Origin of the sequence: Streptococcus taonis (assembly GCF_029948085.1) — a bacterium.
GTDB classification, from domain to species: Bacteria; Bacillota; Bacilli; order Lactobacillales; family Streptococcaceae; genus Streptococcus; species Streptococcus taonis.
On the sequence record NZ_JARZZP010000009.1, the window covers coordinates 1 to 23,715 of the forward strand.

26 protein-coding genes, 1 pseudogene and 2 other annotated features are annotated in these 23,715 nt (G+C 40.9%); of the genes and pseudogenes, 22 read left to right on the forward strand and 5 right to left on the reverse strand.

The genetic code is table 11. The annotated features are described in order from the left end of the window. Window positions 1-128 precede the first annotated feature (128 nt). Both QEZ38_RS05865 and QEZ38_RS05870 read right to left on the reverse strand, forming a co-directional pair. Window positions 129-515: a bleomycin resistance protein gene (locus QEZ38_RS05865; protein ID WP_281335310.1), complete on the reverse strand. Its 387-nt coding sequence runs from the start codon at window positions 513-515 to the stop codon at window positions 129-131. A gap of 11 nt (window positions 516-526) precedes the next feature. Continuing rightward, window positions 527-1,354 carry an exodeoxyribonuclease III gene (locus QEZ38_RS05870; protein ID WP_153225476.1) on the reverse strand — a complete coding sequence of 276 codons (828 nt, stop codon included), beginning with the start codon at window positions 1,352-1,354 and terminating at the stop codon, window positions 527-529. 132 nt (window positions 1,355-1,486) lie between these two features. Here QEZ38_RS05870 and QEZ38_RS05875 point away from each other — a divergent pair, with 132 nt between their 5' ends. The 14 genes from QEZ38_RS05875 to trpA all read left to right on the forward strand — a co-directional run bounded on the left by QEZ38_RS05875 (window position 1,487) and on the right by trpA (window position 16,384). After that, the gene (locus QEZ38_RS05875) at window positions 1,487-1,942 is read left to right on the forward strand and encodes a DUF3290 family protein (RefSeq protein ID WP_153225477.1); all 456 of its coding nucleotides are present in this window, start codon (window positions 1,487-1,489) and stop codon (window positions 1,940-1,942) included. Continuing rightward, window positions 1,939-2,574 (forward strand): DUF421 domain-containing protein, encoded by a 636-nt coding sequence (locus QEZ38_RS05880; protein WP_153225478.1) that lies wholly within the window; start codon window positions 1,939-1,941, stop codon window positions 2,572-2,574. The genes QEZ38_RS05875 and QEZ38_RS05880 overlap by 4 nt, the downstream gene beginning before the upstream one ends. A gap of 54 nt (window positions 2,575-2,628) precedes the next feature. Further along, window positions 2,629-4,374 carry an ABC transporter ATP-binding protein gene (locus tag QEZ38_RS05885; RefSeq protein ID WP_248035966.1) on the forward strand — a complete coding sequence of 582 codons (1,746 nt, stop codon included), beginning with the start codon at window positions 2,629-2,631 and terminating at the stop codon, window positions 4,372-4,374. Then, the gene (locus tag QEZ38_RS05890; protein WP_281335311.1) at window positions 4,364-6,106 is read left to right on the forward strand and encodes an ABC transporter ATP-binding protein; all 1,743 of its coding nucleotides are present in this window, start codon (window positions 4,364-4,366) and stop codon (window positions 6,104-6,106) included. The genes QEZ38_RS05885 and QEZ38_RS05890 overlap by 11 nt, the downstream gene beginning before the upstream one ends. 105 nt (window positions 6,107-6,211) lie before the next feature. Continuing rightward, window positions 6,212-6,904 carry a sugar transferase gene (locus QEZ38_RS05895; RefSeq protein WP_004251491.1) on the forward strand — a complete coding sequence of 231 codons (693 nt, stop codon included), beginning with the start codon at window positions 6,212-6,214 and terminating at the stop codon, window positions 6,902-6,904. Window positions 6,905-6,943: 39 nt separating this feature from the next. Beyond that, entirely contained in the window at window positions 6,944-8,170 is a 1,227-nt protein-coding gene (locus tag QEZ38_RS05900) for a DegT/DnrJ/EryC1/StrS family aminotransferase (protein ID WP_281335312.1), read from the forward strand. A 66-nt stretch (window positions 8,171-8,236) separates the two neighbouring features. After that, window positions 8,237-8,461, forward strand: a binding site (T-box leader). A 185-nt stretch (window positions 8,462-8,646) separates the two neighbouring features. Next, on the forward strand, window positions 8,647-9,825 hold the full coding sequence (trpB, locus tag QEZ38_RS05905) for a tryptophan synthase subunit beta (RefSeq protein ID WP_281335313.1): 1,179 nt from the start codon (window positions 8,647-8,649) through the stop codon (window positions 9,823-9,825). After that, window positions 9,816-10,047: a binding site (T-box leader), on the forward strand. It overlaps the preceding gene by 10 nt. Before the next feature lie 71 nt (window positions 10,048-10,118). Further along, complete coding sequence (gene trpE / locus QEZ38_RS05910) at window positions 10,119-11,480, forward strand: anthranilate synthase component I (protein ID WP_281335314.1); 1,362 nt, start codon at window positions 10,119-10,121, stop codon at window positions 11,478-11,480. Then, on the forward strand, window positions 11,477-12,043 hold the full coding sequence (locus QEZ38_RS05915) for an aminodeoxychorismate/anthranilate synthase component II (RefSeq protein WP_281335315.1): 567 nt from the start codon (window positions 11,477-11,479) through the stop codon (window positions 12,041-12,043). Before trpE ends, QEZ38_RS05915 begins: the two co-directional genes overlap by 4 nt. Window positions 12,044-12,053: 10 nt before the next feature. Then, the gene (trpD, locus tag QEZ38_RS05920) at window positions 12,054-13,058 is read left to right on the forward strand and encodes an anthranilate phosphoribosyltransferase (RefSeq protein WP_153225486.1); all 1,005 of its coding nucleotides are present in this window, start codon (window positions 12,054-12,056) and stop codon (window positions 13,056-13,058) included. After that, window positions 13,055-13,822: an indole-3-glycerol phosphate synthase TrpC gene (gene trpC, locus QEZ38_RS05925; RefSeq protein WP_281335316.1), complete on the forward strand. Its 768-nt coding sequence runs from the start codon at window positions 13,055-13,057 to the stop codon at window positions 13,820-13,822. The genes trpD and trpC overlap by 4 nt, the downstream gene beginning before the upstream one ends. Then, on the forward strand, window positions 13,809-14,408 hold the full coding sequence (locus tag QEZ38_RS05930; RefSeq protein ID WP_281335317.1) for a phosphoribosylanthranilate isomerase: 600 nt from the start codon (window positions 13,809-13,811) through the stop codon (window positions 14,406-14,408). The genes trpC and QEZ38_RS05930 overlap by 14 nt, the downstream gene beginning before the upstream one ends. Continuing rightward, the gene (gene trpB / locus QEZ38_RS05935; protein ID WP_281335318.1) at window positions 14,386-15,609 is read left to right on the forward strand and encodes a tryptophan synthase subunit beta; all 1,224 of its coding nucleotides are present in this window, start codon (window positions 14,386-14,388) and stop codon (window positions 15,607-15,609) included. Before QEZ38_RS05930 ends, trpB (QEZ38_RS05935) begins: the two co-directional genes overlap by 23 nt. After that, on the forward strand, window positions 15,602-16,384 hold the full coding sequence (trpA, locus tag QEZ38_RS05940; protein WP_281335319.1) for a tryptophan synthase subunit alpha: 783 nt from the start codon (window positions 15,602-15,604) through the stop codon (window positions 16,382-16,384). Before trpB (QEZ38_RS05935) ends, trpA begins: the two co-directional genes overlap by 8 nt. Here the strand turns inward: trpA and QEZ38_RS05945 are convergent. Then, a pseudogene (locus QEZ38_RS05945) lies at window positions 16,353-16,457 on the reverse strand (prepilin peptidase); the annotation flags it as partial. The gene trpA and the pseudogene QEZ38_RS05945 sit on opposite strands and share 32 nt — an antisense overlap. Window positions 16,458-16,577: 120 nt before the next feature. Here QEZ38_RS05945 and QEZ38_RS05950 point away from each other — a divergent pair. Continuing rightward, window positions 16,578-17,309, forward strand: a complete 732-nt coding sequence (locus QEZ38_RS05950; RefSeq protein ID WP_075231471.1) for a spr1630 family ClpXP-sensitive toxin — start codon at window positions 16,578-16,580, stop codon at window positions 17,307-17,309. Between the two features lie 14 nt (window positions 17,310-17,323). Next, complete coding sequence (locus tag QEZ38_RS05955; protein ID WP_075231470.1) at window positions 17,324-18,475, forward strand: spr1629 family repressor/antitoxin; 1,152 nt, start codon at window positions 17,324-17,326, stop codon at window positions 18,473-18,475. Between the two features lie 51 nt (window positions 18,476-18,526). Here QEZ38_RS05955 and QEZ38_RS05960 read toward each other — a convergent pair whose 3' ends face one another. Then, on the reverse strand, window positions 18,527-19,186 hold the full coding sequence (locus QEZ38_RS05960; RefSeq protein WP_281335320.1) for a prepilin peptidase: 660 nt from the start codon (window positions 19,184-19,186) through the stop codon (window positions 18,527-18,529). 70 nt (window positions 19,187-19,256) lie between these two features. On the opposite strand from QEZ38_RS05960, the gene QEZ38_RS05965 reads away from it, so the two are divergent. The 6 genes from QEZ38_RS05965 to QEZ38_RS05990 all read left to right on the forward strand — a co-directional run bounded on the left by QEZ38_RS05965 (window position 19,257) and on the right by QEZ38_RS05990 (window position 22,420). After that, window positions 19,257-19,712, forward strand: coding sequence for a GNAT family N-acetyltransferase (locus QEZ38_RS05965; RefSeq protein ID WP_281335366.1), 456 nt, complete (start codon window positions 19,257-19,259; stop codon window positions 19,710-19,712). A gap of 85 nt (window positions 19,713-19,797) precedes the next feature. Further along, window positions 19,798-20,547 carry a tRNA pseudouridine(38-40) synthase TruA gene (gene truA, locus QEZ38_RS05970; RefSeq protein ID WP_281335321.1) on the forward strand — a complete coding sequence of 250 codons (750 nt, stop codon included), beginning with the start codon at window positions 19,798-19,800 and terminating at the stop codon, window positions 20,545-20,547. After that, window positions 20,537-21,310, forward strand: coding sequence for a bifunctional hydroxymethylpyrimidine kinase/phosphomethylpyrimidine kinase (locus QEZ38_RS05975; protein ID WP_281335322.1), 774 nt, complete (start codon window positions 20,537-20,539; stop codon window positions 21,308-21,310). The genes truA and QEZ38_RS05975 overlap by 11 nt, the downstream gene beginning before the upstream one ends. After that, window positions 21,288-21,755 (forward strand): ECF transporter S component, encoded by a 468-nt coding sequence (locus QEZ38_RS05980; RefSeq protein ID WP_281335323.1) that lies wholly within the window; start codon window positions 21,288-21,290, stop codon window positions 21,753-21,755. Before QEZ38_RS05975 ends, QEZ38_RS05980 begins: the two co-directional genes overlap by 23 nt. Before the next feature lie 51 nt (window positions 21,756-21,806). Next, window positions 21,807-22,031 (forward strand): YqgQ family protein, encoded by a 225-nt coding sequence (locus tag QEZ38_RS05985; protein ID WP_049529907.1) that lies wholly within the window; start codon window positions 21,807-21,809, stop codon window positions 22,029-22,031. Between the two features lie 5 nt (window positions 22,032-22,036). Further along, complete coding sequence (locus QEZ38_RS05990; protein ID WP_049548145.1) at window positions 22,037-22,420, forward strand: rhodanese-like domain-containing protein; 384 nt, start codon at window positions 22,037-22,039, stop codon at window positions 22,418-22,420. A gap of 180 nt (window positions 22,421-22,600) precedes the next feature. Here the strand turns inward: QEZ38_RS05990 and QEZ38_RS05995 are convergent, their stop codons facing one another. Next, on the reverse strand, window positions 22,601-23,326 hold the full coding sequence (locus QEZ38_RS05995; protein ID WP_281335324.1) for a pseudouridine synthase: 726 nt from the start codon (window positions 23,324-23,326) through the stop codon (window positions 22,601-22,603). Window positions 23,327-23,715 lie beyond the last annotated feature (389 nt).

Below are 23,715 nucleotides of genomic sequence, written 5' to 3' on the forward strand. Positions count from 1 at the left end.
ATATCAGATGATGAGACAAACCATTTTTGAAAAGAGAAAAAGACAAACGCCAAAAATAACGTTTGTCTTCGTTCTGAGAGGCACATGCCTCTTTTTTTATTACTTTCCCACACTAATGTTTTATTATCCTATTCACTAAATCTTAAAAAATAGCCATCTGGGTCTAGAACTGCAAATTCATGAGGGTAGATATATTGTTCACCAACTCGAAATTCTCTTTTAGTCAAAGGACGATAGATGGGATAGTTGGCTTCCAGCAGTTTTTGGTGGAGCTGAGGGACATCCTTGATACCAAAGGAAATATTGACACCACGACCAAAGGGGTAGTTTAGTTCAGCTAGTTCCTCCTTACTCCCCTCCTCTAGCATAAGTTGGCAGTCTTCAAGCGAAAGGAAGAGAAATTTTTCCTCTGGACGCTCGTATTCGACAGAGAATCCCAATAAGTCGCAGTAGAAGTGACGCGATTTCTCGATATCCGATACGACAAATTCAGGGATGACAGCTTGATAGTCCATTCGTTTTCTCCTTAGAAATCAATCTCCAAGACAATCGGTGTGTGGTCTTGGCGTGGGCCTGAGTCAATCATGTCTGACTTGGTAACCTTGTCTGCTACACGGTTACTTGTGAGCCAGTAGTCGATTCTCCAGCCTGTGTTGTTGATTTTTGAAGTCTTGCTGCGTTGTGCCCACCAAGTATAGCGTTCTGGCACATCGCCATGGATATGGCGGAAGGTATCTGTAAATCCTTTGGCTAAAAGGTTTGTAAATCCTTCACGTTCTTCGTCTGTAAATCCTGGTGAACGGCGGTTGCTGGCTGGGTTGGCAAGGTCAATTTCCTTGTGGGCAACGTTGTAGTCTCCGGTTGCTAGGACAGGTTTTTGCTTGTCTAGTTGAGCCAAGTACTCTGCATATTTGACATCCCAGACTTGACGTTCCTCCAAGCGTTTGAGTCCATCACCAGCGTTTGGTGTGTAAACTTGAGTCACGAAAAATGTATCAAATTCTAGAGTAATGATGCGACCTTCCGAGTCCATAGTAGAAGGGGCGCCAATCTCTGGGAAGCTAACAGTTGGGATCAGTTCTTTCTTATAGAGGAACATGGTTCCAGCATAGCCTTTACGGGCAGGCTCTTGAGAGGAACGCCAGGTGTTTTCGTAACCTGGGAAGAGTTCTTCCAGTACCTCAAGGTGTTTTTTAGTAGGACCTTTAGCTGAAAGCTTGGTTTCCTGGATAGCGATGATATCAGCATCTTCGGCTATCAAGGTTTGTAGGACATCTTGTGATAATTTCGCACGCGCAGAATCACTCGTCAGTGCTGCATTGAGGGAATCAATATTCCATGAGATTAGTTTCATAATGTGTACCTTTTCATTCAGATTATAGACAATATTATACCAGAAAAGAATACATTTCCCCAGCGTATAGTTTGAAAAATCAAGGTCATTCCTTTATAATAAAGAATGATTTATGTAAAGGATTGAAAATAAATGAAATTTTACTCATATGAATATGTCTTGAGCCAGATTGGCCAACAAAATAGTGTCATGATTGGCTTTGGAATATTCTTGCTTGCCATCACTGGATTTTTTGCTTTTAAGGCTTACCGCGACCATCGAGGAACCAAGTTTCGCGAGTTGGTGATGATCTCATCTTTGGCTTTACTGGCTGTCATTCTCGGTATTATATCTACTTATCAGTCAAATCAAGCTTCTAATAATCAATTTCAAACTTCACTCCATTTTATAGAAGTTGTTTCTGAGGATTTAGGGGTGGATAAATCAGAAGTCTACGTCAATACTTCTGCAGCCACAGATGGTGCACTTCTCAAGGTAGGAGACAAATACTACCGTGCTTTAAGTGGGAGTGAACCGGATAAATATCTCTTGGAAAAACTTGACTTGTATCAAACAAGCGACATTGAATTAGTGGAGGCAAACAAATGACATTTAACTATATCGAGATTCTTATTAAACTGGCTTTAGGTCTTGTATCTCTTGTCTTTGTTATCAACATGACAGGGAAGGGAAATCTAGCGCCCAACTCAGCAATTGACCAAATCCAAAACTATGTTCTTGGGGGAATCATCGGTGGGGTAATCTATAATAGCTCTATTACCATCCTTCAGTATGCAGTTATCTTGATTATGTGGACGATTTTAGTTTTGTCGCTTAAATGGCTTACGAACAATGTTGGTTTTGTGAAACAAATGATTGATGGAAAACCAACTCTACTCATCAAAAATGGGGAAATCGATCCAGAAGCCTGCCGTTCTGTCGGATTATCAGCTTCTGACGTAGCCCTTAAACTTCGTAGCCAAGGTATCTTCCAGCTTAAAGAAGTCAAGCGTGCTGTACAAGAGCAAAGCGGTCAGCTGATTGTAGTACAAAATGGAGATGAAAATCCTAAGTATCCTGTCATCACAGACGGTGTCATTCAGTCGGATGTCCTCGATACTCTCAGCTTAACGGAAGAATGGCTCTTAGATCATCTGAATAAGCAAGGATATGATAATGTGGCCAATATCTTTATCGCTGAGTATGATAAAGGTCAACTAAGCGTTGTCACCTATGAATAAGAAAAACCTGGGGTTCATGCCTCAGGTTTCCATTTGTCATTAGAAAGGAATTTTATGTCTATCATCCAAAAACTCTGGTGGTTTTTTAAGTTAGAAAAACGTCGTTACCTCGTTGGAATTGTAGCTTTGGTTTTGGTTTCTGTACTCAACCTCATCCCACCTATGGTTATGGGGCGCGTGATCGATGCCATCACTTCAGGACGATTAGCACAGGATGAGCTCCTGCTTCATCTCTTTTATCTCCTGTTGGCAGCTTTCGGGATGTACTATCTGCGTTACGTTTGGCGTATGTATATCCTAGGGACTTCCTACCGACTTGGACAAATCATGCGTTCAAGACTATTTGAACATTTTACAAGGATGTCTCCCGCTTTTTATCAGAGTTATCGGACTGGGGATTTGATGGCTCACGCAACCAATGATATCAATGCTCTGACTCGTTTAGCAGGTGGTGGTGTCATGATGGCAGTGGATGCCTCTATCACAGCCTTGGTGACTCTCTTGACCATGCTCTTTAGTATTTCTTGGCAGATGACCTTGGTTGCCATTCTACCCTTGCCATTTATGGCCTATGCGACTAGTCGTTTGGGGAGAAAGACCCATAAAGCTTTCGGAGAATCACAAGCAGCCTTTTCTGAACTCAACAATAAGGTTCAAGAGTCAGTATCAGGTATCAAGGTAACCAAGTCCTTTGGCTATCAGTCTGATGAATTGGCATCTTTCCAGGAAGTCAATGATTTGACCTTCCAAAAAAATCTGCAAACCATGAAATACGATAGCCTCTTTGACCCTATGGTTCTGCTCTTTGTTGGTTCTTCTTATGCCTTAACTCTCTTGGTAGGTGCCTTTATGGTGCAAGCAGGACAAGTAACCGTTGGTAATCTTGTCACCTTTATCTCTTACTTAGATATGTTGGTCTGGCCCTTGATGGCGATTGGTTTCCTCTTTAATATTACTCAGAGAGGAAAAGTTTCTTACCAGCGTATTGAGAGCCTTTTATCTCAAGAATCACCTGTCAAAGACCCAGAATCTCCACTTGACGGGATTGAAAATGGCCGTTTGGACTATGCTATTGATCGTTTTGCCTTTGAAGACGAAGAGACGCTGAGAGATATACATTTTAGTCTCGAAAAAGGGCAAACCTTGGGCTTGGTTGGGCAGACTGGTTCAGGAAAAACGGCTTTGATTAAGTTGCTCCTACGTGAGTATGATGTCGACCAAGGGGCCATTTATCTAAATGGTCATGATATTCGTGACTATCGACTAGCTGACTTGCGTAGTTTGATGGGATACGTCCCACAGGACCAATTTCTCTTTGCCAGCTCTATCCTAGATAATATCCGCTTTGGAAATCCCGACCTGCCTTTCTCAGAAGTAGAAGAAGCGACTCAGTTGGCTCAAGTCTATCAAGACATTCAAACCATGCCTGAAGGATTTGATACAGTTATCGGCGAAAAAGGTGTCAGTCTATCTGGTGGACAAAAGCAACGTCTGGCTATGAGTCGGGCTATGATTTTAAATCCTGATATCCTGATTTTAGATGATTCCTTATCGGCGGTAGATGCCAAGACAGAGTTTGCTATTATCGATAATCTCAAGGAAACTCGCAAAGATAAAACGACCATCATCACTGCCCATCGTCTCAGTGCAGTTGTCCATGCAGATTTGATTTTGGTCATGCAAAATGGCCGCATCATTGAACGAGGCAGGCACGAAGACTTACTAGCCTTGGATGGTTGGTACGCACAAACCTACCAGTCTCAACAGTTAGAAATGAAAGGAGAAGAAGATGCGGAATAAACAAGAACAATGGGCTGTATTGAAGCGTTTGTTGTCTTATCTTAAGCCCTATAGTCTCCTAACCTTTTTAGCCCTTGCTTTTCTACTCGCGACGACTGTTGTTAAGAGTATTATCCCCCTGGTAGCTTCTCACTTTATCGACCAGTATCTAAACAATCTCAATCAGCTTGCTGTTACAGTTTTGCTAGTTTACTATGGGCTTTACATTCTTCAAACCATTGTCCAATATGTGGGGAATCTCCTTTTTGCGCGCGTGTCCTACAGCATCGTTAGAGATATCCGACGTGATGCCTTTGCCAATATGGAGAAGCTAGGCATGTCTTACTTTGATAAAACGCCTGCAGGTTCCATCGTTTCTCGTTTGACCAACGACACTGAGACCATTAGTGATATGTTTTCGGGGCTCTTATCTAGCTTTATCTCGGCAGTCTTTATATTCGTGACGACCCTTTATACCATGTTAGTTCTGGACTATCGTCTGACTGCTTTAGTCTTGCTCTTTCTGCCTTTGATTTTCCTTTTGGTCAATCTCTACCGTAAAAAATCGGTCAAGGTCATTGAAAAAACCAGAAGTCTACTGTCAGATATTAACAGTAAGCTGGCAGAAAATATCGAAGGAATTCGTATTATTCAAGCCTTTAACCAAGAAAAACGCCTGCAAGAAGAGTTTGATGAGATAAACCAGGAACACCTAGTCTATGCTAACCGTTCAGTAGCCTTGGATTCTCTCTTTTTACGTCCAGCTATGAGTTTGTTGAAGCTGTTGGGCTATGCAGTTTTGATGGCTTATTTTGGCTATCGTGGTCTTTATCTAGGAATAACGGCAGGAACTATGTATGCCTTTATCCAGTACATCAACCGTCTCTTTGATCCGCTCATCGAGGTGACACAGAACTTTTCTACTCTTCAGACATCCATGGTGTCAGCAGGTCGTGTTTTTGCACTGATCGATGAGTCCAACTATGAACCGGTCCAAGAAAATGGCCAATTCAAGATTCAAGAAGGAAATATCCGCTTTGAGCATGTGTCCTTCTCTTATGATGGAAAACACCAGATTCTCGATGATATTTCCTTTACCGTCAATAAAGGTGAAACCATTGCCTTTGTCGGGCATACTGGCTCTGGAAAATCATCTATCATCAATGTTCTGATGCGCTTTTATGAATTTCAGTCAGGTCGGGTACTACTAGATGGTGTGGATATTCGAGAGTATAGTCAAGATGAGCTTAGAAAAAACATAGGTTTGGTTCTACAGGACCCCTTCCTCTATCATGGGACCATTAAGTCCAATATCGCCATGTACCAAGATATCAGCGATGACCAAGTCAAGGCTGCAGCAGAATTTGTCGATGCAGATTCTTTCATTCAGGACCTTCCATTAGGCTATGATGCTCCTGTATCTGAGCGTGGTTCGAGTTTTTCAACTGGTCAACGTCAGCTTCTTGCCTTTGCTAGAACTGTTGCCAGTCAACCTAAAATCCTGATTTTGGATGAAGCGACAGCCAATATCGACTCTGAAACAGAAGCTCTGGTCCAAAATTCCCTAGCTAAGATGAGACAAGGTCGGACAACCATTGCCATCGCCCATCGCCTTTCTACCATTCAAGATGCTAATTGTATCTATGTTCTTGATAAGGGACGTATCATCGAAAGTGGAACCCACGAGGAACTCCTAGCATTGGGTGGAACCTATCACAAGATGTATAGTTTGCAGGCAGGTGCTCTTTCCTAAGGAAGAATTCCTTAAAACACAGATTTCTTGCACTGCCTCTTTCATTTTGTGGTATAATGTAGAATGTTAATAAAGATTATATATAAAAAACAGAGGAGAATGTGCATGCTGAAATGGGATGAACTACCTCAAGAAATGCAATTGAGCGAGGTAAAACCATACTACCAGCTTGTGTCTAGAAGAAAAGGCTCACTGATTTTCAAGCGTTGTCTAGATTTGTTTCTAGCCGTAGTCTTGTTAATCTTGACCTCCCCCTTATTTCTGATTCTAAGCATCTGGATCAAGCTAGATAGCAAGGGTCCAGTTATTTACAAGCAAGTGCGGGTAACCCAGTACAACCGTCATTTCAAGATTTGGAAATTCCGGACCATGGTGACGGATGCTGATAAAAAAGGAAGTCTAGTAACTTCTGCAAATGACAGTCGTATCACTAAAGTTGGAAATTTCATTCGACGTGTTCGTTTGGATGAATTGCCGCAATTGGTCAATGTCCTCAAAGGAGAGATGTCCTTTGTAGGAACACGCCCAGAGGTACCACGCTACACAGAGCAGTATAGCCCTGAAATGATGGCTACCTTGCTCTTACCTGCGGGGATTACATCGCTTGCTAGCATTAATTATAAGGATGAGGATGCCATCATCAGTCAAATGACTGCAAAAGGTATGACAGTTGACCAGGCTTATGTGGAAAGAGTCCTTCCAGAGAAAATGCACTTTAACCTAGCCTACCTACGTGATTTTAATTTCTTCGGAGATATCAAGATCATGTTCCAGACTGTAGTTGAAGTTTTAAAATAAAGTAGTCACAAGAGTGAATACAGTAAAAGGAGTAAATCAATGACAAAGTATAATATTCCATTTTCACCACCCGATATTACCGAAGCTGAAATTGCTGAAGTAGCCGATACCCTTCGTTCTGGTTGGATCACAACAGGTCCAAAGACAAAAGAATTAGAACGTTGTCTATCTGTCTATACTCAGACACCTAAGACAGTCTGCCTCAACTCTGCAACAGCAGCTCTTGAATTGATCTTGCGCGTGCTTGAAGTAGGACCTGGTGACGAAGTTATCGTTCCAGCTATGACCTACACAGCATCATGTAGTGTCATCACCCACGTAGGTGCTACACCAGTTATGGTTGATATCCAAGCTGATACCTTTGAAATGGACTATGACAAGCTTGAGCAAGCTATTACTGAGAAGACTAAAGTCATCATCCCGGTAGAACTAGCAGGGATTATCTGTGACTATGACCGTTTGTTCCAAGTTGTTGAGAAGAAACGTGACCTCTTTAAAGCTGCTAGCAAGTGGCAAAAGGCCTTTAACCGTATTGTGATTGTCTCTGATAGTGCCCACGCTTTGGGTTCAACCTACAAGGGACAACCAGCCGGTTCAATTGCAGACTTCACATCATTCTCTTTCCACGCAGTCAAGAATTTTACAACTGCAGAAGGAGGAAGTGCCACTTGGAAAGCCAATCCAGCGATTGATGATGAAGAAATGTATAAGGAATTCCAAATCCTTTCCCTCCATGGTCAAACAAAAGATGCTCTTGCCAAGATGCAACTAGGATCATGGGAATACGATATCGTAACACCCGCATACAAGTGCAATATGACTGATATCATGGCTTCGCTTGGTTTGGTACAGTTGGACCGTTATCCTGGCTTGCTTCAACGTCGTAAAGAAATCGTAACTCGCTATGACCGTGGATTTGCAGGAACTCCTATCCATCCATTGGCTCATGAGACAGATACTGTTGAATCTTGTCGTCACCTTTACATCACCCATGTAGAAGGTGCTAGTCTTGAGCAACGCAATCAAATTATCCAAGAATTGGCCAAGGCAGGAATCGCAAGTAACGTTCATTACAAACCGCTACCACTTTTGACAGCCTACAAGAATCTTGGTTTTGATATGGCAAACTATCCTAAGGCCTATGCCTTCTTTGTAAATGAAATTACACTACCACTTCACACGAAATTAACGGATGAAGAAGTAGATTATATCATTGAGACTTTTATCCGAGTTTCTGAAGAAGTTCTAGGCGCTTCACAAAAATAATTAAAAAAATTAGTAAAAAATTAGTGAAAACGGTTGACAAAGAAAAAACAATAACATATAATTAACTCAACAAATCAGAAAAGTAATTATTTTTAATCTTCAGGGAGCCTGTGGTTACTGCGAACAGGTGGTTGAAACTAGTGAAATTGGGCTGATTTTAAAAGTGAATTTGAAACAATGAAAATTCGGTAGGCACACCTTACAGTGCAACTTGTTGTTAGACAAGGCAGAGATGTAAAGGGGATAGTCTCTTTACAAATGAGGTGGTACCGCGTTACAAACGCCCTCACATGGAAATATATTCCGTGTGTGGGCTTTTTCTATCCGTCATTTTGTTTATCTTTTATTAGGGAGTTAACTGAGAGTAATATTCAAGTTTCACTTGTTCTTTTAGTAAAGGCTGAAATGGTCCCCCAGACCATTTCACTACTAAAAGCAAATAAAAAGCCGGATTCATACAGAAGGAGGAAAATTTTATGACAACTAAAGGATATTTTGGACAATTTGGTGGTAGTTTTGTACCAGAACCAATTCAGGTTTTACTAGATGAATTGGAAGTGACTTTTGAAAAATACAAGGATGATCCAGAGTTTTTAGCTGAGTTTCGTCATTACTTGAAGGATTATTCAGGTCGTGAAACACCACTCTATTTTGCTGAAAGCTTGACAGAGCACTTAGGTGGCGCTAAGATTTACCTCAAGCGCGAAGACCTTAACCATCTGGGTTCTCACAAACTTAACAATGTCCTTGGACAAATCCTTCTTGCTAAACGCATGGGTAAAAAACGTGTGATTGCTGAGACAGGAGCTGGCCAGCACGGCGTTGCGACTGCGGCTGCTGCAGCCAAATTTGGTATGGCATGTGATGTCTACATGGGGGCAGAAGATGTGGAGCGTCAACGTCTCAATGTCTTCCGCATGGAGATGATGGGAGCAACCGTTCACGCAGTTGAAACAGGAACACGTACTCTGAAGGATGCGGTTGATGCAGCTTTTGGAGCCTGGATGAATGACCTTGAAGCTTTCTATGTTCTAGGTTCAGCTGTAGGTCCTCACCCTTATCCAACCATTGTCCATGAGTTTCAAAAAGTCATCAGTGAAGAATCTCGTCGTCAAATCTTGGAAAAAGAAGGACGTTTGCCAGACTACGTCATTGCCTGTGTGGGTGGTGGTTCTAATGCCATCGGTGCCTTCTCGCAGTATGTAGCTGATGAAGAAGTTAAATTGGTTGGGGTAGAAGCTGCTGGTCACGGTTTAGATACCGATAAACACGCGGCAACAATGACCAAGGGTAGTGTAGGAATTGTCGATGGAATGAAAACCTATGCAGTCTTTGGTGAAGATGGAAATGTTGCACCTGTTTACTCTATCTCTGCTGGTTTAGACTATCCAGGGGTTGGACCAGAACACGCCTTCTTTAAAGACTCTGGTCGTGTAGAGTATGTTGCAGCGACTGATGAAGAGGCTGTTCAAGCCTTGCTTCTACTTAGCAAGACTGAAGGAATTATCCCAGCTATTGAAAGCTCCCATGCTATCGCAGAAGCAGTCAAACGAGCACCAAAACTAAGTAGAGATGAGATTATCATCATTAATGTCTCTGGTCGTGGAGACAAGGACGTAGCTGCTATTGCAGACTACCTTGAAGCTAAAAAATAAAAGATGGAAAAGATACAGAGATTTCTCTCACAGAGAGCTTGTGGTTGCTGAAAACAAGCAGAGAAAGCTGTAAGGTTGGGTCCATCTGAATTGAGAGAAGAAAACATGATTCTCAAGGGAGTGCCCTTTATCGCACAACCTGTTACAGGAGCTATCTGAGACAGGAATGAGAGATAGGAGAAATCCTATAATTGAGGTGGCACCGCGAATTTCGTCCTCACGCAAGTTATTTTGCGTGGGGATTTTTCATACAGTCGCCACGGACTAGAAGTAGAAGTGAAAGGGAAATTACAATGGAACGAATCATTCATGGAGATGTTTTATTACCAATCTTGGCTTATATGCGTTTAAACGGACAACACAAGGTCATACTTGAAAGTATCCCAAGAGAAAAAGAAAATGCTCGATTTTCTATCTTAGCCTATAACCCAGTTTTTGAGATTAAGTTTGAGAATGGAGTTCTTTATCAAAATGGCCAGGTGATTGATCGTGATCCCTTGGATTTCCTTTATGAAGTAACTTATAAGAGTCAGCACCATTCAGAACTACCCTTTGGTGGTGGAGCTATTGGCTTTGTTGGCTACGATATGATTTCTCTCTATGAAGAGATTGGCCAGCTCCCTGTGGATACAATTGGAACGCCAGACATGCATTTCTTCATCTATGAGAGTTACATTGTCTTTGACCACAAGAAGGAAAAAATCCATGTCATCGAGGATGCTCTCTACAGTGAACGTAGTAATGAAGAACTAGAAGTGGCTTTAGATCAGGTTTTAGAAGAGTTGAAAATCCCTGCTCCAAATGAATTTGAAGATTTGGACGTTTCTCCACTTCAGTTTAGACCACATATTGCACCTCAGAAATTTGAAGAAATGGTAGAAACAGCTCGCGACTTGATTCGCAATGGAGATATGTTCCAATGTGTGCTTAGCCAGCGCTTCTCCGCAGAGGTAACTGGAAATCCTTTTGACTTTTACAGAAATCTTCGAGTGACCAATCCATCAAATTACCTCTACTTTTATGATTTTGGAAATTATCAAATCATCGGTGCCAGTCCTGAGAGCTTGGTTTCCGTCAAGAATGGTATCGTGATAACCAATCCAATTGCAGGTACGCGACCAAGAGGAACTACGGATGAAGAAGACAAGGCTTTGGCGACAGACCTGCTTTCGGATGAGAAGGAAACAGCAGAGCATCGAATGTTAGTAGACTTGGGCAGAAATGATATCGGTAGAATTTCTGAAACAGCAAGTGTCCAAGTCACCAAGTATATGGAAGTGGAGCTCTTCCGCTATGTCATGCATTTGACCAGCGTGGTTAAAGGACGTTTATTACCAGAATTAACTGCAATGGATGCCTTGAAGGTGACTCTTCCGGCAGGAACAGTATCGGGAGCACCAAAGATTCGGGCCATGAAACGCATCTATGAACTAGAAACAGAGAAGCGAGGCGTATATGCAGGAGCTATCGGTTACCTATCAGCAACTGGAGACATGGATTTCGCCATTGCAATTCGAACCATGATTCTTAAAAATAAAACAGCCTACGTACAGGCTGGTGCAGGAATTGTTTATGATTCCATCGCTCAGAACGAATACCAAGAAACGATTAACAAAGCTAAATCTATGACTAGAATGGGAGAACTAAGACCATGATTCTATTGATTGACAATTATGATTCATTTACCTATAACCTGGCTCAATATATCGGGAATTTCGCAGAAGTTCAGGTTTTGAGAAATGATAACCCAAACCTTTATGAAGAAGCTACAAAGGCAGATGGATTAGTTTTCTCTCCTGGCCCAGGCTGGCCAGCTGATGCTGGGAAGATGGAAGACATGATTCGTGATTTTGCAGGTAAGAAACCGATTCTAGGGATTTGTTTGGGGCACCAAGCCATTGCAGAAGTCTTTGGTGGTAAGTTAGGCTTGGCTCCTAAAGTTATGCACGGTAAACAAAGCCAGATTCGATTTGAGACTCCGTCAGTTATCTATCAAGGAATTGAGGACAATCGTCCAGTCATGCGTTACCACAGTATTTTAATTGAAGAGATGCCAGAAGAGTTTGAAGTGACAGCTCGCTCGACAGATGACCAAGCTATTATGGGTATTCAACACAAAACCTTGCCGATTTATGGCTTGCAGTATCATCCAGAAAGTATTGGAACGCCAGATGGTCTATCTTCTATTCAGAATTTTATCGAGAAAGTTGTAAAGTGAGGAACACAAAATGAGAGAAATTATTGAAAAATTAGCGAACTTTGAAGATCTATCAAGTGTTGAAATGACAGATGTTATCGAACGCATCGTGACAGGGCGAGTGACAGAAGCACAAATCGCTTCACTACTTTTAGCTCTTAAAATGAAGGGAGAAACACCTGAAGAAAGAACAGCCCTCGCTCAAGTCATGAGAGGACATGCTCAACACATTCCAACAAATATTCAAGATGCTATGGATAACTGTGGTACAGGTGGAGATAAGTCATTTAGCTTCAACATTTCTACAACTGCAGCCTTTGTCTTGGCAGGTGGAGGAATCCACATGGCCAAACATGGAAATCGCTCTATTTCTTCTAAATCTGGGTCAGCAGATGTCTTGCAAGCTTTGGGAATCAATATTGACCTCAAACCATCACAATTGGGTAAGGTGTTTGATCAAACAGGAATCGTCTTTCTCTTTGCCAAAAACATGCACCCAGCCATGAAATACATTATGCCAGCTCGTTTGGAATTGGGAATTCCAACCATCATGAATTTGACAGGACCGCTCATCCATCCAATGATTTTGGAAACACAGCTTCTAGGAATCAGTCGTCCTGAACTTCTGGAAAGTACTGCTCAGGTCTTGAAAAACATGGGTCGCAAACGTGCCATTGTAGTAGCTGGTCCAGAAGGATTGGATGAAGCTGGTTTGAATGGAACTACCAGCATTGCCCTTCTTGAAAATGGTGAAATTACTTTATCAACCTTTACTCCAGAAGATTTGGGAATGGAACGCATTGCTATTGAAGACATTCGTGGAGGAAATGCTCATGAGAATGCAGCCATTCTTGTCAGTGTTCTTAATAACGAACCAAGTCCATTCTTGGAAACAACAGTCTTAAATGCAGGTCTCGGATTCTACGCCAATGGGAAAGCAGACAGTATCAAGGACGGAGTTGAATTGGCACGTCAAGTGATTGCCAGTGGTAAGGCCCTTGAAAAACTCAGACTACTACAGGAGTACCAAAGATGAGTCAGGAATTTTTATCACGTATCCTAGAGCAAAAGGCGCGTGAAGTTGAAAAGATGGAGCGAGAGGAGCTTCAATCCTTGCGTCAAACTTATCGATTGAGTGAATATTTAAAAAATCACCAAGACCGTTTGCAAATCATTGCTGAGGTCAAAAAGGCAAGTCCAAGTCTAGGTGATATCAATCTTGATGTGGATATCGTAAAACAGGCCCAGACTTACGAGGCTAACGGAGCAGTTATGATTTCTGTTCTGACAGATGAAGTTTTCTTCAAAGGTCATTTGGAGTACCTTCGTGAGATTTCTAGTCAGGTACAGATCCTGACACTGAATAAGGATTTTATTATCGATGAAAAGCAAATCATCCGTGCTCGCAATGCAGGTGCGACCGTCATCTTGCTCATCGTAGCGGCCTTATCTGAAAAACGACTCAAGGAGCTTTATGACTACGCGACAGATCTTGGTCTAGAAGTTTTGGTGGAAACTCATAATCTTGCTGAACTGGAAGTGGCTCATAGACTTGGAGCTCAAATTATCGGTGTCAACAATCGCAACTTGACCACCTTTGAAGTCGACTTACAGACCAGTGTAGACTTGGCCAAATATTTCAAGGATGATTGCTTCTACATTTCCGAATCTGCTATTTTTACAGAGGAGGATGCAAAACGAGTAGCACCATACTTTAACGGAATTTTGGTGGGAACAGCTCTCATGCAGGCAGAAGATGTAGCCCAGAGAATCAAGGAGTTGCAGATTGACAAAGGTTAAGATTTGTGGATTATCGACCAAAGGAGCGGTAGAAACAGCTGTCTCAGCAGGAGCCGACTACATCGGTTTTGTCTTTGCACCTAGTAAAAGACAGGTGACCTTAGATCAGGCTGCTGAGCTGGTTAAAATCATTCCCGCAGATGTAAAAAAGGTTGGTGTATTTGTTTCACCAAGTCGGGCAGAACTGTTAGAAGCGGTAGACAAAGTTGGTTTGGACTTTGTACAAGTTCACGGTCAGGTAGTAGATAAACTATTTGAAAATTTACCTTGTGCCAGTATTCAAGCTGTTCGAGTCGATGGGAATGGTCACATTCCAAGTTCTCAGGCAAATTATCTACTCTTTGATGCTCCTGTGGCGGGAAGTGGTCAAACCTTTGACTGGGGGAAATTGGATACGACAGGGATGGTCCAGCCTTTCTTCATCGCAGGTGGGCTCCATGAGGATAATGTAGCAAAAGCAATTCAACACTTTACTCCCTTTGCAGTAGATGTATCAAGTGGAGTAGAAACGGACGGACAAAAAGATCATGAAAAGATTAGAAGATTTATAGAGAGGGTAAAGAATGGCATATCAAGAACCAAATAAAGATGGATTTTACGGGAAATTCGGTGGACGTTTTGTCCCGGAAACATTGATGACAGCAGTATTGGAGTTGGAAGAGGCATATCGTGAAAGTCAGGCAGATCCAAGTTTCCAAGAGGAATTAAACCAACTCTTGCGCCAGTATGTGGGACGTGAAACGCCTCTTTACTATGCAAAAAATTTGACCCAGCATATCGGCGGAGCCAAGATTTATCTCAAACGTGAAGACCTCAACCATACAGGTGCCCACAAGATTAACAATGCCTTAGGACAAGTTTTACTCGCAAAACGTATGGGTAAAAAGAAAATTATCGCTGAAACGGGTGCCGGTCAGCATGGTGTAGCGACTGCAACAGCTGCAGCACTCTTTAGCATGGAGTGTACCATCTACATGGGTGAGGAAGACGTCAAACGCCAAGCCCTCAATGTCTTCCGTATGGAGCTTTTGGGAGCTAAGGTCGAAGCAGTGATCGATGGTTCGCGTGTGCTCAAGGATGCAGTCAATGCAGCCCTTCGTTCTTGGGTAGCCAATATCGATGATACTCACTATATCCTCGGTTCTGCCTTGGGGCCTCATCCTTTCCCAGAAATTGTTCGAGACTTCCAGAGTGTCATCGGACGCGAAGCTAAGCAACAGTACCGAGAGTTGACAGGTGAAAATCTACCAGATGCCCTAGTAGCTTGTGTTGGTGGTGGTTCAAATGCTATCGGTCTCTTCCATCCATTTGTGGAAGATAAGTCAGTAGCTATGTATGGAGCTGAAGCGGCAGGACTAGGTGTGGATACAGAGCACCATGCGGCAACCTTGACCAAGGGCCGTCCGGGAGTCCTTCACGGTTCGCTTATGGATGTACTCCAAGATGCTCATGGTCAAATCTTAGAAGCCTTCTCTATCTCAGCAGGATTGGACTATCCTGGTATCGGTCCAGAGCATTCTCACTACCACGATATCAAACGTGCGACCTATGTGCCAGTGACGGACGAGGAAGCCTTGGAAGGATTCCAACTCTTGTCTCGTGTGGAAGGGATTATCCCAGCCTTGGAATCTAGCCACGCTATCGCTTTCGCGGTAAAATTGGCCAAAGAACTTGGACCAGACAAATCCATGATTGTCTGCTTATCTGGACGTGGTGACAAGGATGTGGTTCAAGTCAAAGACCGCTTGGAAGCAGATGCAGCAAAGAAGGGAGCAGCTCATGCCTAAGACTTTAACAGAAAAATTGACAACTCTTAAAGCATCAAAAAAGGGAATTTTCGTTCCCTATATCATGGCCGGAGACCACGAGAAAGGGTTGGATGGTCTTGCTGAAACAATCCACTTTTTAGAAGATTTGGGTGTTTCTGCTATTGAAGTGGGAGTTCCTTTCTCAGACCCAGTTGCAGATGGTCCAGTTATCGAAGAAGCAGGCTTGCGCAGTCTAGCTCGCGGAACCTCTGCCAAGGCTTTGGTTGAAACCTTGAAAACCATTGAAACAGAAATCCCGCTTGTCATCATGACCTATTTTAACCCCCTCTTTCAGTACGGTGTGGAGAAATTGGTTAAAGACCTTTCTGATACAGCGGTTAAAGGTTTGATTATTCCAGACCTACCTCATGAACATGCTAATTTTGTAGAGCCCTTCTTGGCAGGCACAGACATTGCTTTGATTCCACTTGTCAGCTTGACGACAGGAATTGAGCGTCAAAAAGAACTCATTGAGGGAGCTGAAGGTTTTGTCTATGCCGTTGCTATCAACGGGGTGACAGGGAAAGCAGGTAATTACCGAGATGACTTGGACAAGCACTTGGCTCAACTGCATCAAGTGGCAGATATTCCAGTATTGACAGGTTTTGGTGTATCCACGCAGGATGATGTAGAACGATTTAATGCAGTATCAGACGGCGTTATCGTTGGATCCAAAATTGTTAGAGCTCTACATGAAGGACAAGTGGACGAAATTGCTGACTTTATCCGAGAAGCAGTAGCTTACCAAAAATAATCATACAAGCAGCAAGTAAGAGGAAGGGCACAAAAGGAAGTCTTTCCTTTTTCTTTTGTAGGAGAAAGGCCAGTTTTAGATATCATTTGCTAAGTTACTCTGATATGTAACTTTAAGAAAAAGCTAATTATTGTAGTAATTTCTTTAAGAAAATGATATAATTCATTAAAAAGTATTCGGAGGAGGAAGAATTATGTTGAATCAGGATCTCTTTGATTCGCTCAAGGCACAAAAAATTGTAGATACTTTGATGAAAGGTCAAAAAGATTATGTAGATGAACGTCTAGAAAAAAGAGAGACAATGAAAGTGTCGAATGGTTATGCATGGACGCGACCTAATCATATTGATAATGCATTTGCATCAGCAGATTTGTTTGAGTATAAATTACAATTAGCAGGACAGACTTGGGGATATTTAGAATTTGAAACAAATACAGAAAAATATGGGAAAGTATTGTTAATTATAAAGGGTAAGAAGCGACTTACGAGCCAATTTCCTTTGGTACAAAAAAATAAGAGTGGCTACTTATTTGAATATGCTAGGATGAATACACTTTATCTTAATCAACATTCTTCCTACAAAAATGATGAAGATAGTCATTCTTTTCCAATTCAGATGGAGTTAGTTTCTGATGAAATGATTCAAGAAATTGAACAAGCTACTAAAAATTCGAATATCGAAAAATTTATGATTTTAACTTATGAGGCGGACTCGGAAAACAATATTATATCTGTAGATGTTGTTATGCCTGATGCACGAACTGGTCAGTTACACTTGATTCAGGATTTGTCTGAGTATATTCAATCAAGTTCGTACCATTTCGAAGAAGCTAAATATCAAGATATTCCTAATTTTTCAGAATTATCGGAAACAGAAGATTTTGAAATTATTCCAAGAATAGAAAAACAAGAAGCTCAAAAGTAGTAAGGAGTATGTAAATGTTTAATGGTCGGGTATTGAAAGAATTACGGCTGTTAAATGGTTTAAGTAGAGCAGAATTGGCTCAGAGAATTAATTTAACGGAACAAGCCATTTGGCAGTTTGAGTCTAACGAAACGAAACCTAAATTATCAACTAGACTGCATTTGGCCAACCAATTTCATGTTGATTTAACTTATTTTGAACAGGAAGAAGAGAGCATTCGATTTGATTCTTCTGTAATTGCCTTTAGAAATGCAGATCTAGCAACACGGAAAACAATAGATATTCAAACTATGTATTTACATAAGGTAGATAGTTTGATTGATTATTTTGAAAGTTTTGTAATTATACCTAATATTACAATTCATGACCTAAGTAATGTAGTGAGTGAATCTTATCATAAGGGAGAATCTATTGAGGAATTGGCTCTTTACGCCAGAGGAAAATTAGGCATTTCAAAAGATAATCATGATTTGCTTTATAAATTAGAACGTTCAGGAATCTATATCGTGGAACGACTCATTAATGGTCAAGCTGATGCTTATAGCGCATGGTCAAAATCGGGAAGACCTTATATTGTATTGGGAACGAATAAATCATCTGTACGTCGAAATTTTGATTTAGCTCATGAGCTAGGACATATTCTTTTGCACAAATATAAAGATATGAATGAAGATGGTGATTGTTTGGAGCAAGAAGCAAATTATTTTGCATCATGTTTTTTATTGCCAAAAGAAGAGTTTTTAGTCAAATTTGAAGAGAGGGTAGGGAAACGTGTTAGCAATCCTGATAGTTATATTTTATTGAAGTCGGATTTGAATGTTTCGATACAGGCTTTAGAGTATCGAGCTTTTAAGTTAGGATTATTGACTCCAAAGCAACATTCTTACTTTTATCGTCAAATTGCGCAAAAAGGTTACAAAATTATTGAACCTTTGGATGATCAAATTTTTGTTAAAAAACCAAGCAAAGTAAAGAGTATTCTGGACGTTGTTTTGAGTAATCGTCTAGTCAGTCTAGCGACGATAATGTCTAAACAAAGTATTCGTTTACAGTTTATAAGCGAAATATTTTCGGTCGAAATGAAATTTTTTGATCAATATCAAGAAGATAAAAGAACAGATCAATTTGATAATATCATTCCTTTGTATAAAAGAAATAATTTATAATTTAACTGTGAAATAATTTCATGAAGGACATATGATAGAAATTGGACTTTATCAAACAAGCAGTAGCTTACCAAAAATAATCATACAAGCAGCCAGCAAGAGGAAAGGCACAAAAGGAAGTCTTTTCTTTTTCTTTAGTAGGAGAAAGGAAAGAATGCCAGTTGTGGAGGCAAATTGGATGAGAATCAGTATTTCTGTAAGTGTAAAAACTAGGGCACAAGAGGCCAGAAAGAGAAAATCACCTGCACCTATGCGGATATCGATAACATGAGCAATGATTCCAAGAATCAAGAAGAAAGCCATGATTAGATTCCAACCACAGCAAGCCATGAGGATTAAGTGAAAAATTAGCCAGACGATCAAGGGATATTCTTGATGACGAAGGTCATAGATGCTCAAAGTCAAGCCAGCAGTTACTAGGATGACTTGACTCAGAGTTAGAAATCCCAAAGACCCAGCTAGAAAGACAAGTCCTAACCCCAACTCCAAAAGGGCATACCAGAAAGGATAGTTGACCTTACAATAGCGACAGCGAAAGCGATAGACTACTTGAGAAACAATCGGAATCAAATCCAGTGGTTTCAAACGAGTCTGACAAGAATCACAGTGACTTGCAGGAAAGACGATGGATTGTTCCGGGAAGCGATCGATGACTAAACCTAGAAAGGAAGCAAGAATCGTTCCAACAAGAAAAAAGTAAAGATGAATCATACTTATTTATTCGGAAAAAATAAGAGAAAGAGTATAATAGTTGGATATAGGAGAAGTTTTAGGAACAAATATGAAAATTCACTTTGAAAAAGGACTTCAGTTAGAAAATGCCCAACTCATTTGTCAGTGGTCTAATACTTTGGGAGAAAGTTTTCAGAAGCAATGGATGGGGCCAAAAATTTCTTATCCCTTAATTGCTCAATCCTTACAGAAGTTGGAAGGAATTTTTTCCATTTTTGTTGGAGAAGAGTTTGTAGGCGTCATCCAGAAAATCAAATTAGAAGATAAAAATCTTCATATTGGAAGATTTCTCATAGCTCCACAGAAGCAGGGAAAAGGAATAGGTAGGAAAGCTTTCCAAGACTTCGTTCAAGAAATGTTTGAAAATGAAGACATAGATACTATTTCTCTAAATGTCTTCGAGGCAAATCAAAGAGCAAAAAATCTTTACCAAAAAGAGGGATTTGAAATCGTTCAAATGGTTGAAGTACCTGTACGAAAATATATGATGAGAAAATATAGATAAGAACTAGATGATACCAGAAACTGTACCCTTACAATTTTTGGTTTTCAAACTTGTTGCAGAGAAATTTTCTTGATAAAATAGATACATGACTAGATATAAAGCAATCATTTCCTATGATGGCTACGCTTTTGCTGGTTTTCAGCGGCAACCTCACGCGCGTAGTGTCCAAGAGGAAATTGAAAAAACTCTAACCAAATTAAATAAAGGACAGGCCATTACCATTCATGGTGCTGGGCGAACGGACAGTGGTGTTCATGCATTAGGTCAGGTCATCCACTTCGATCTCCCCTATCAGATGGATGAGGAAAAACTTCGCTTTGCTCTTGATACCCAAAGTCCTGAAGACATCGATGTGATTTCGATTGAGATTGTGGCTGATGATTTTCATTGCCGTTATGCCAAGCATAGCAAGACCTACGAGTTTATCGTGGATAGAGGACGTCCTAAAAATCCTATGAGACGTCATTATGCGACCCACTATCCTTATCCACTAGATGTGGAGAGGGTGCAACTTGCTATAAAAAAACTAGAGGGCACACATGACTTTACTGGTTTTACAGCATCAGGGACTAGTGTGGAGGACAAGGTCAGGACGATCACGGAAGCTAGTCTTAGGGTTGATGAAACAGGACAATTTTTAACCTTTACTTTCTCTGGCAATGGCTTCCTCTATAAGCAGATTCGAAATATGGTTGGAACCTTGCTGAAAATTGGTAACAACCGTATGCCAGTTGAACAGATTGACCTCATCTTGGAGAAAAAAGACAGACAGTTGGCAGGTCCAACTGCAGCACCCAATGGTTTGTATTTAAAGGAGATTTCTTATGAAGAATAATCGTATTTTAGCACTTTCAGGAAATGATATTTTTAGTGGTGGTGGACTAGCTGCTGACCTTGCGACCTATACTTTAAATGGTTTGCATGGTTTTGTAGCTATGACTTGTTTAACTGCTTTGACGGAAAATGGTTTTGAGGTCTTCCCAACAGATGAGACTATTTTCCAACAACAGTTGGATAGCCTCAAGAGCGTAGATTTTGGAGGGATTAAGATTGGTCTCTTACCGACTGTTGGTGTTGCTGAGAAAGCCTTGAATTTCATCAAGGAACGTGAAGGAGTTCCAGTAGTCTTGGACCCTGTATTGGTTTGTAAGGAAACGCACGACGTTGCAGTCAGCGAGCTCTGTCAAGAGTTGATTCGCTTTTTCCCTTATGTATCTGTGATTACTCCGAATCTTCCTGAGGCAGAATTGCTAGCAGACCAAAAGATTGAAAGTTTGGAAGACATGAAGGCTGCAGCGCAGAAATTACATGACTTGGGTGCACCAGCAGTGATTATCAAGGGTGGAAATCGCCTCAGTCAGGATAAGGCTGTGGATGTCTTTTATGATGGAGAGAATTTCACTATTCTTGAAAATCCAGTCATCCAAGGGCAAAATGCTGGTGCAGGGTGTACCTTTGCATCGAGCATTGCCAGTCAATTAGTACAAGGAGAGGAAATCTTACCAGCAGTAGAAAGTTCTAAAGCTTTTGTTTACCGTGCTATCGCACAAGCAGATCAATATGGAGTAAGACAATATGAAGCAAACCAAAACAAGTAAAATCGCCCTATTATCTATACTTACTGCTCTATCAGTAGTTTTAGGTTATATTGTAAAAATCCCAACTCAAACAGGAATCTTAACTCTTTTAGATGCTGGTATCTTCTTCACCGCTTTTTATTATGGTCGCCGGGAAGGAGCTGTTGTCGGAGGGCTAGGAGGTTTCATTATTGACTTGATTTCAGGTTATCCTCATTGGATGTTCTTCAGCTTGCTTTTCCATGGCTTGCAGGGTTACTTTGCAGGTTTTAAAGGGAAATGGCAATGGCTTGGATTAGTTTTGGCAACTTTTATCATGGTAGCCGGTTATGCATGTGCGACTTCTTGGATGAAAGGTTGGGGTGTAGCTCTGACAGATATTCCTCACAATTTGTTGCAGAATTTTGTTGGAATGATTGTTGGGTATCTTCTCTATCAGAGTATTAAGAAAATTAGTAAGCAGTAAAAAGGAAGTCTTCCCTGGGAACTATTGAAAAAACTCTGATTATTTGCTAAAATGAGAGCTATGAAAACACTCTACGATGTGCAACAATATCTAAAACAGTTCGGTATCATTGTTTATATGGGAAAACGTCTCTATGACATTGAACTGATGAAGATTGAACTATCACGGATTTATGATGCAGGCTTGATGGACAAGCTAGATTATCTTGAAGCAGAAGCTGTTCTTCGCAGAGAGCACAAACTAGAATTAGACTATTTAGAAAAAAATGGAGATTAGGTAATATGGTAACTTGGGTATTATGGGGACTTATTGTAGCGATGTTGGCTTGGATGGGATACAACTACCTTCGCATTCGTCGTGCAGCGAAAATTGTAGACAATGCAGAGTTTGAGTCTTTGATTCGTACAGGTCAGTTAATTGACTTGCGTGATCCAGCTGACTTCCACAGAAAACATATCCTTGGAGCTCGTAATATTCCTTCAAATCAATTGAAGACAAGTCTTGCAGCTCTTCGCAAGGATAAACCAGTTCTTCTTTACGAAAACCAACGTGCGCAACGCGTCACCAATGCAGCACTTTTCTTGAAAAAACAAGGTTTCTCAGAAATCTATATCCTCTCTTACGGATTGGATTCTTGGACAGGGAAAGTAAAAGTTGAAAAATAAGAAATGGCGGTAGGACAGAAATCGATAGACAAAGTCTCGATTTCGTAGTCCCAGCCCCGCGAGGATGATTAGGAGCTTTTTGGAGTCTAAAAGACGAACAAAAAGTTCAATCAGCAACCGCGTCAAAGTTTGATTGCTAATAAAAAGTGAGGTCGGGATTTTTTGTCCCAACCTCATTTTTTAACCACTTTTTCTAAGAAAGTCACGAATGATTGCCAATTCTTGTGAGTTTAGATATCGATAGTCGCCTTCTTGGAGATTGTCATCAAGACTCCAAGGGCCAAAATGGGTGCGTTTTAGGGCAGTGACCTTGACACCGACTGAGAGGAACATTTTTTTGACCTGATGAAATTTCCCCTCAGAGATGGTAATGGTGGCTTGGCTGAGACTAGGACTTGAGGATAAAATCTCAAGTTGAGCAGGTTTACAGATAGTTCCATCAAGAAAGGCAATCCCATCTTTAAACTCTTGGATATGGTCGGGAGTCAGTGGCCCATTGACCTCTACTTGGTAAGTTTTATCCACATGATACTGAGGATGGAGGAGTTGAAAACCTAGGGGACCATTATCCGTTAAGAGGAGGAGACCCGTCGTATCCCGATCCAGACGGCCGATGGCGTAGAGTTGGTCAGACTGGAGATGCTGAGGAAGAAGGTCCATGACAGTTGGGAGTTTTTTATCCTTGCTTGCCGTCACGACTCCGTTAGGTTTGTGGAGCATGAGGTAGGTGTGTTCATATCCTTGGATTTTTTTATCTTTGAAAATCAGCTCTTGTAATCCAGTATCAACATTCTGTGCAAGGGAACGAGCAGCGTGTCCATCTACAAAGATTTCTTTTTTCAAAAGAGCTTGTTTCATGGCCTTACGGCTGATTTTTTCCTGGGCTAATAATTTATCTAAACGCATACCAGCCTATCTTATCACAAGTCGGGATTTTTGAAAAGAGAAAGAAATTTTTTTGCAATGTCAAGCCAAGCGTGACAAATTAGTCCGTATGGTTAATTAAGTATCTTTAAAGTCTATTGAGATAACTTAATAAATTTTTACAGATTTATAGCTAGGAGTATTTTGGATTTCTTTTTTTGAGTGGGTCAATGTAACGAATTCTTTCAAAAAGCTTCAATCCTTTCTGATGCATAAATTTGAAATCAGAGTTTGTATGAATAATTTTGATCAGAACAAAAAATAAACATATCCATCGTTTATTATAGAGTTTTGTAATTCTAGTATATTAGATGAACCTATCTTTTCTGTTAGGCTTCATTTTACAATAGGGGAATACAAAAATTCCTAAA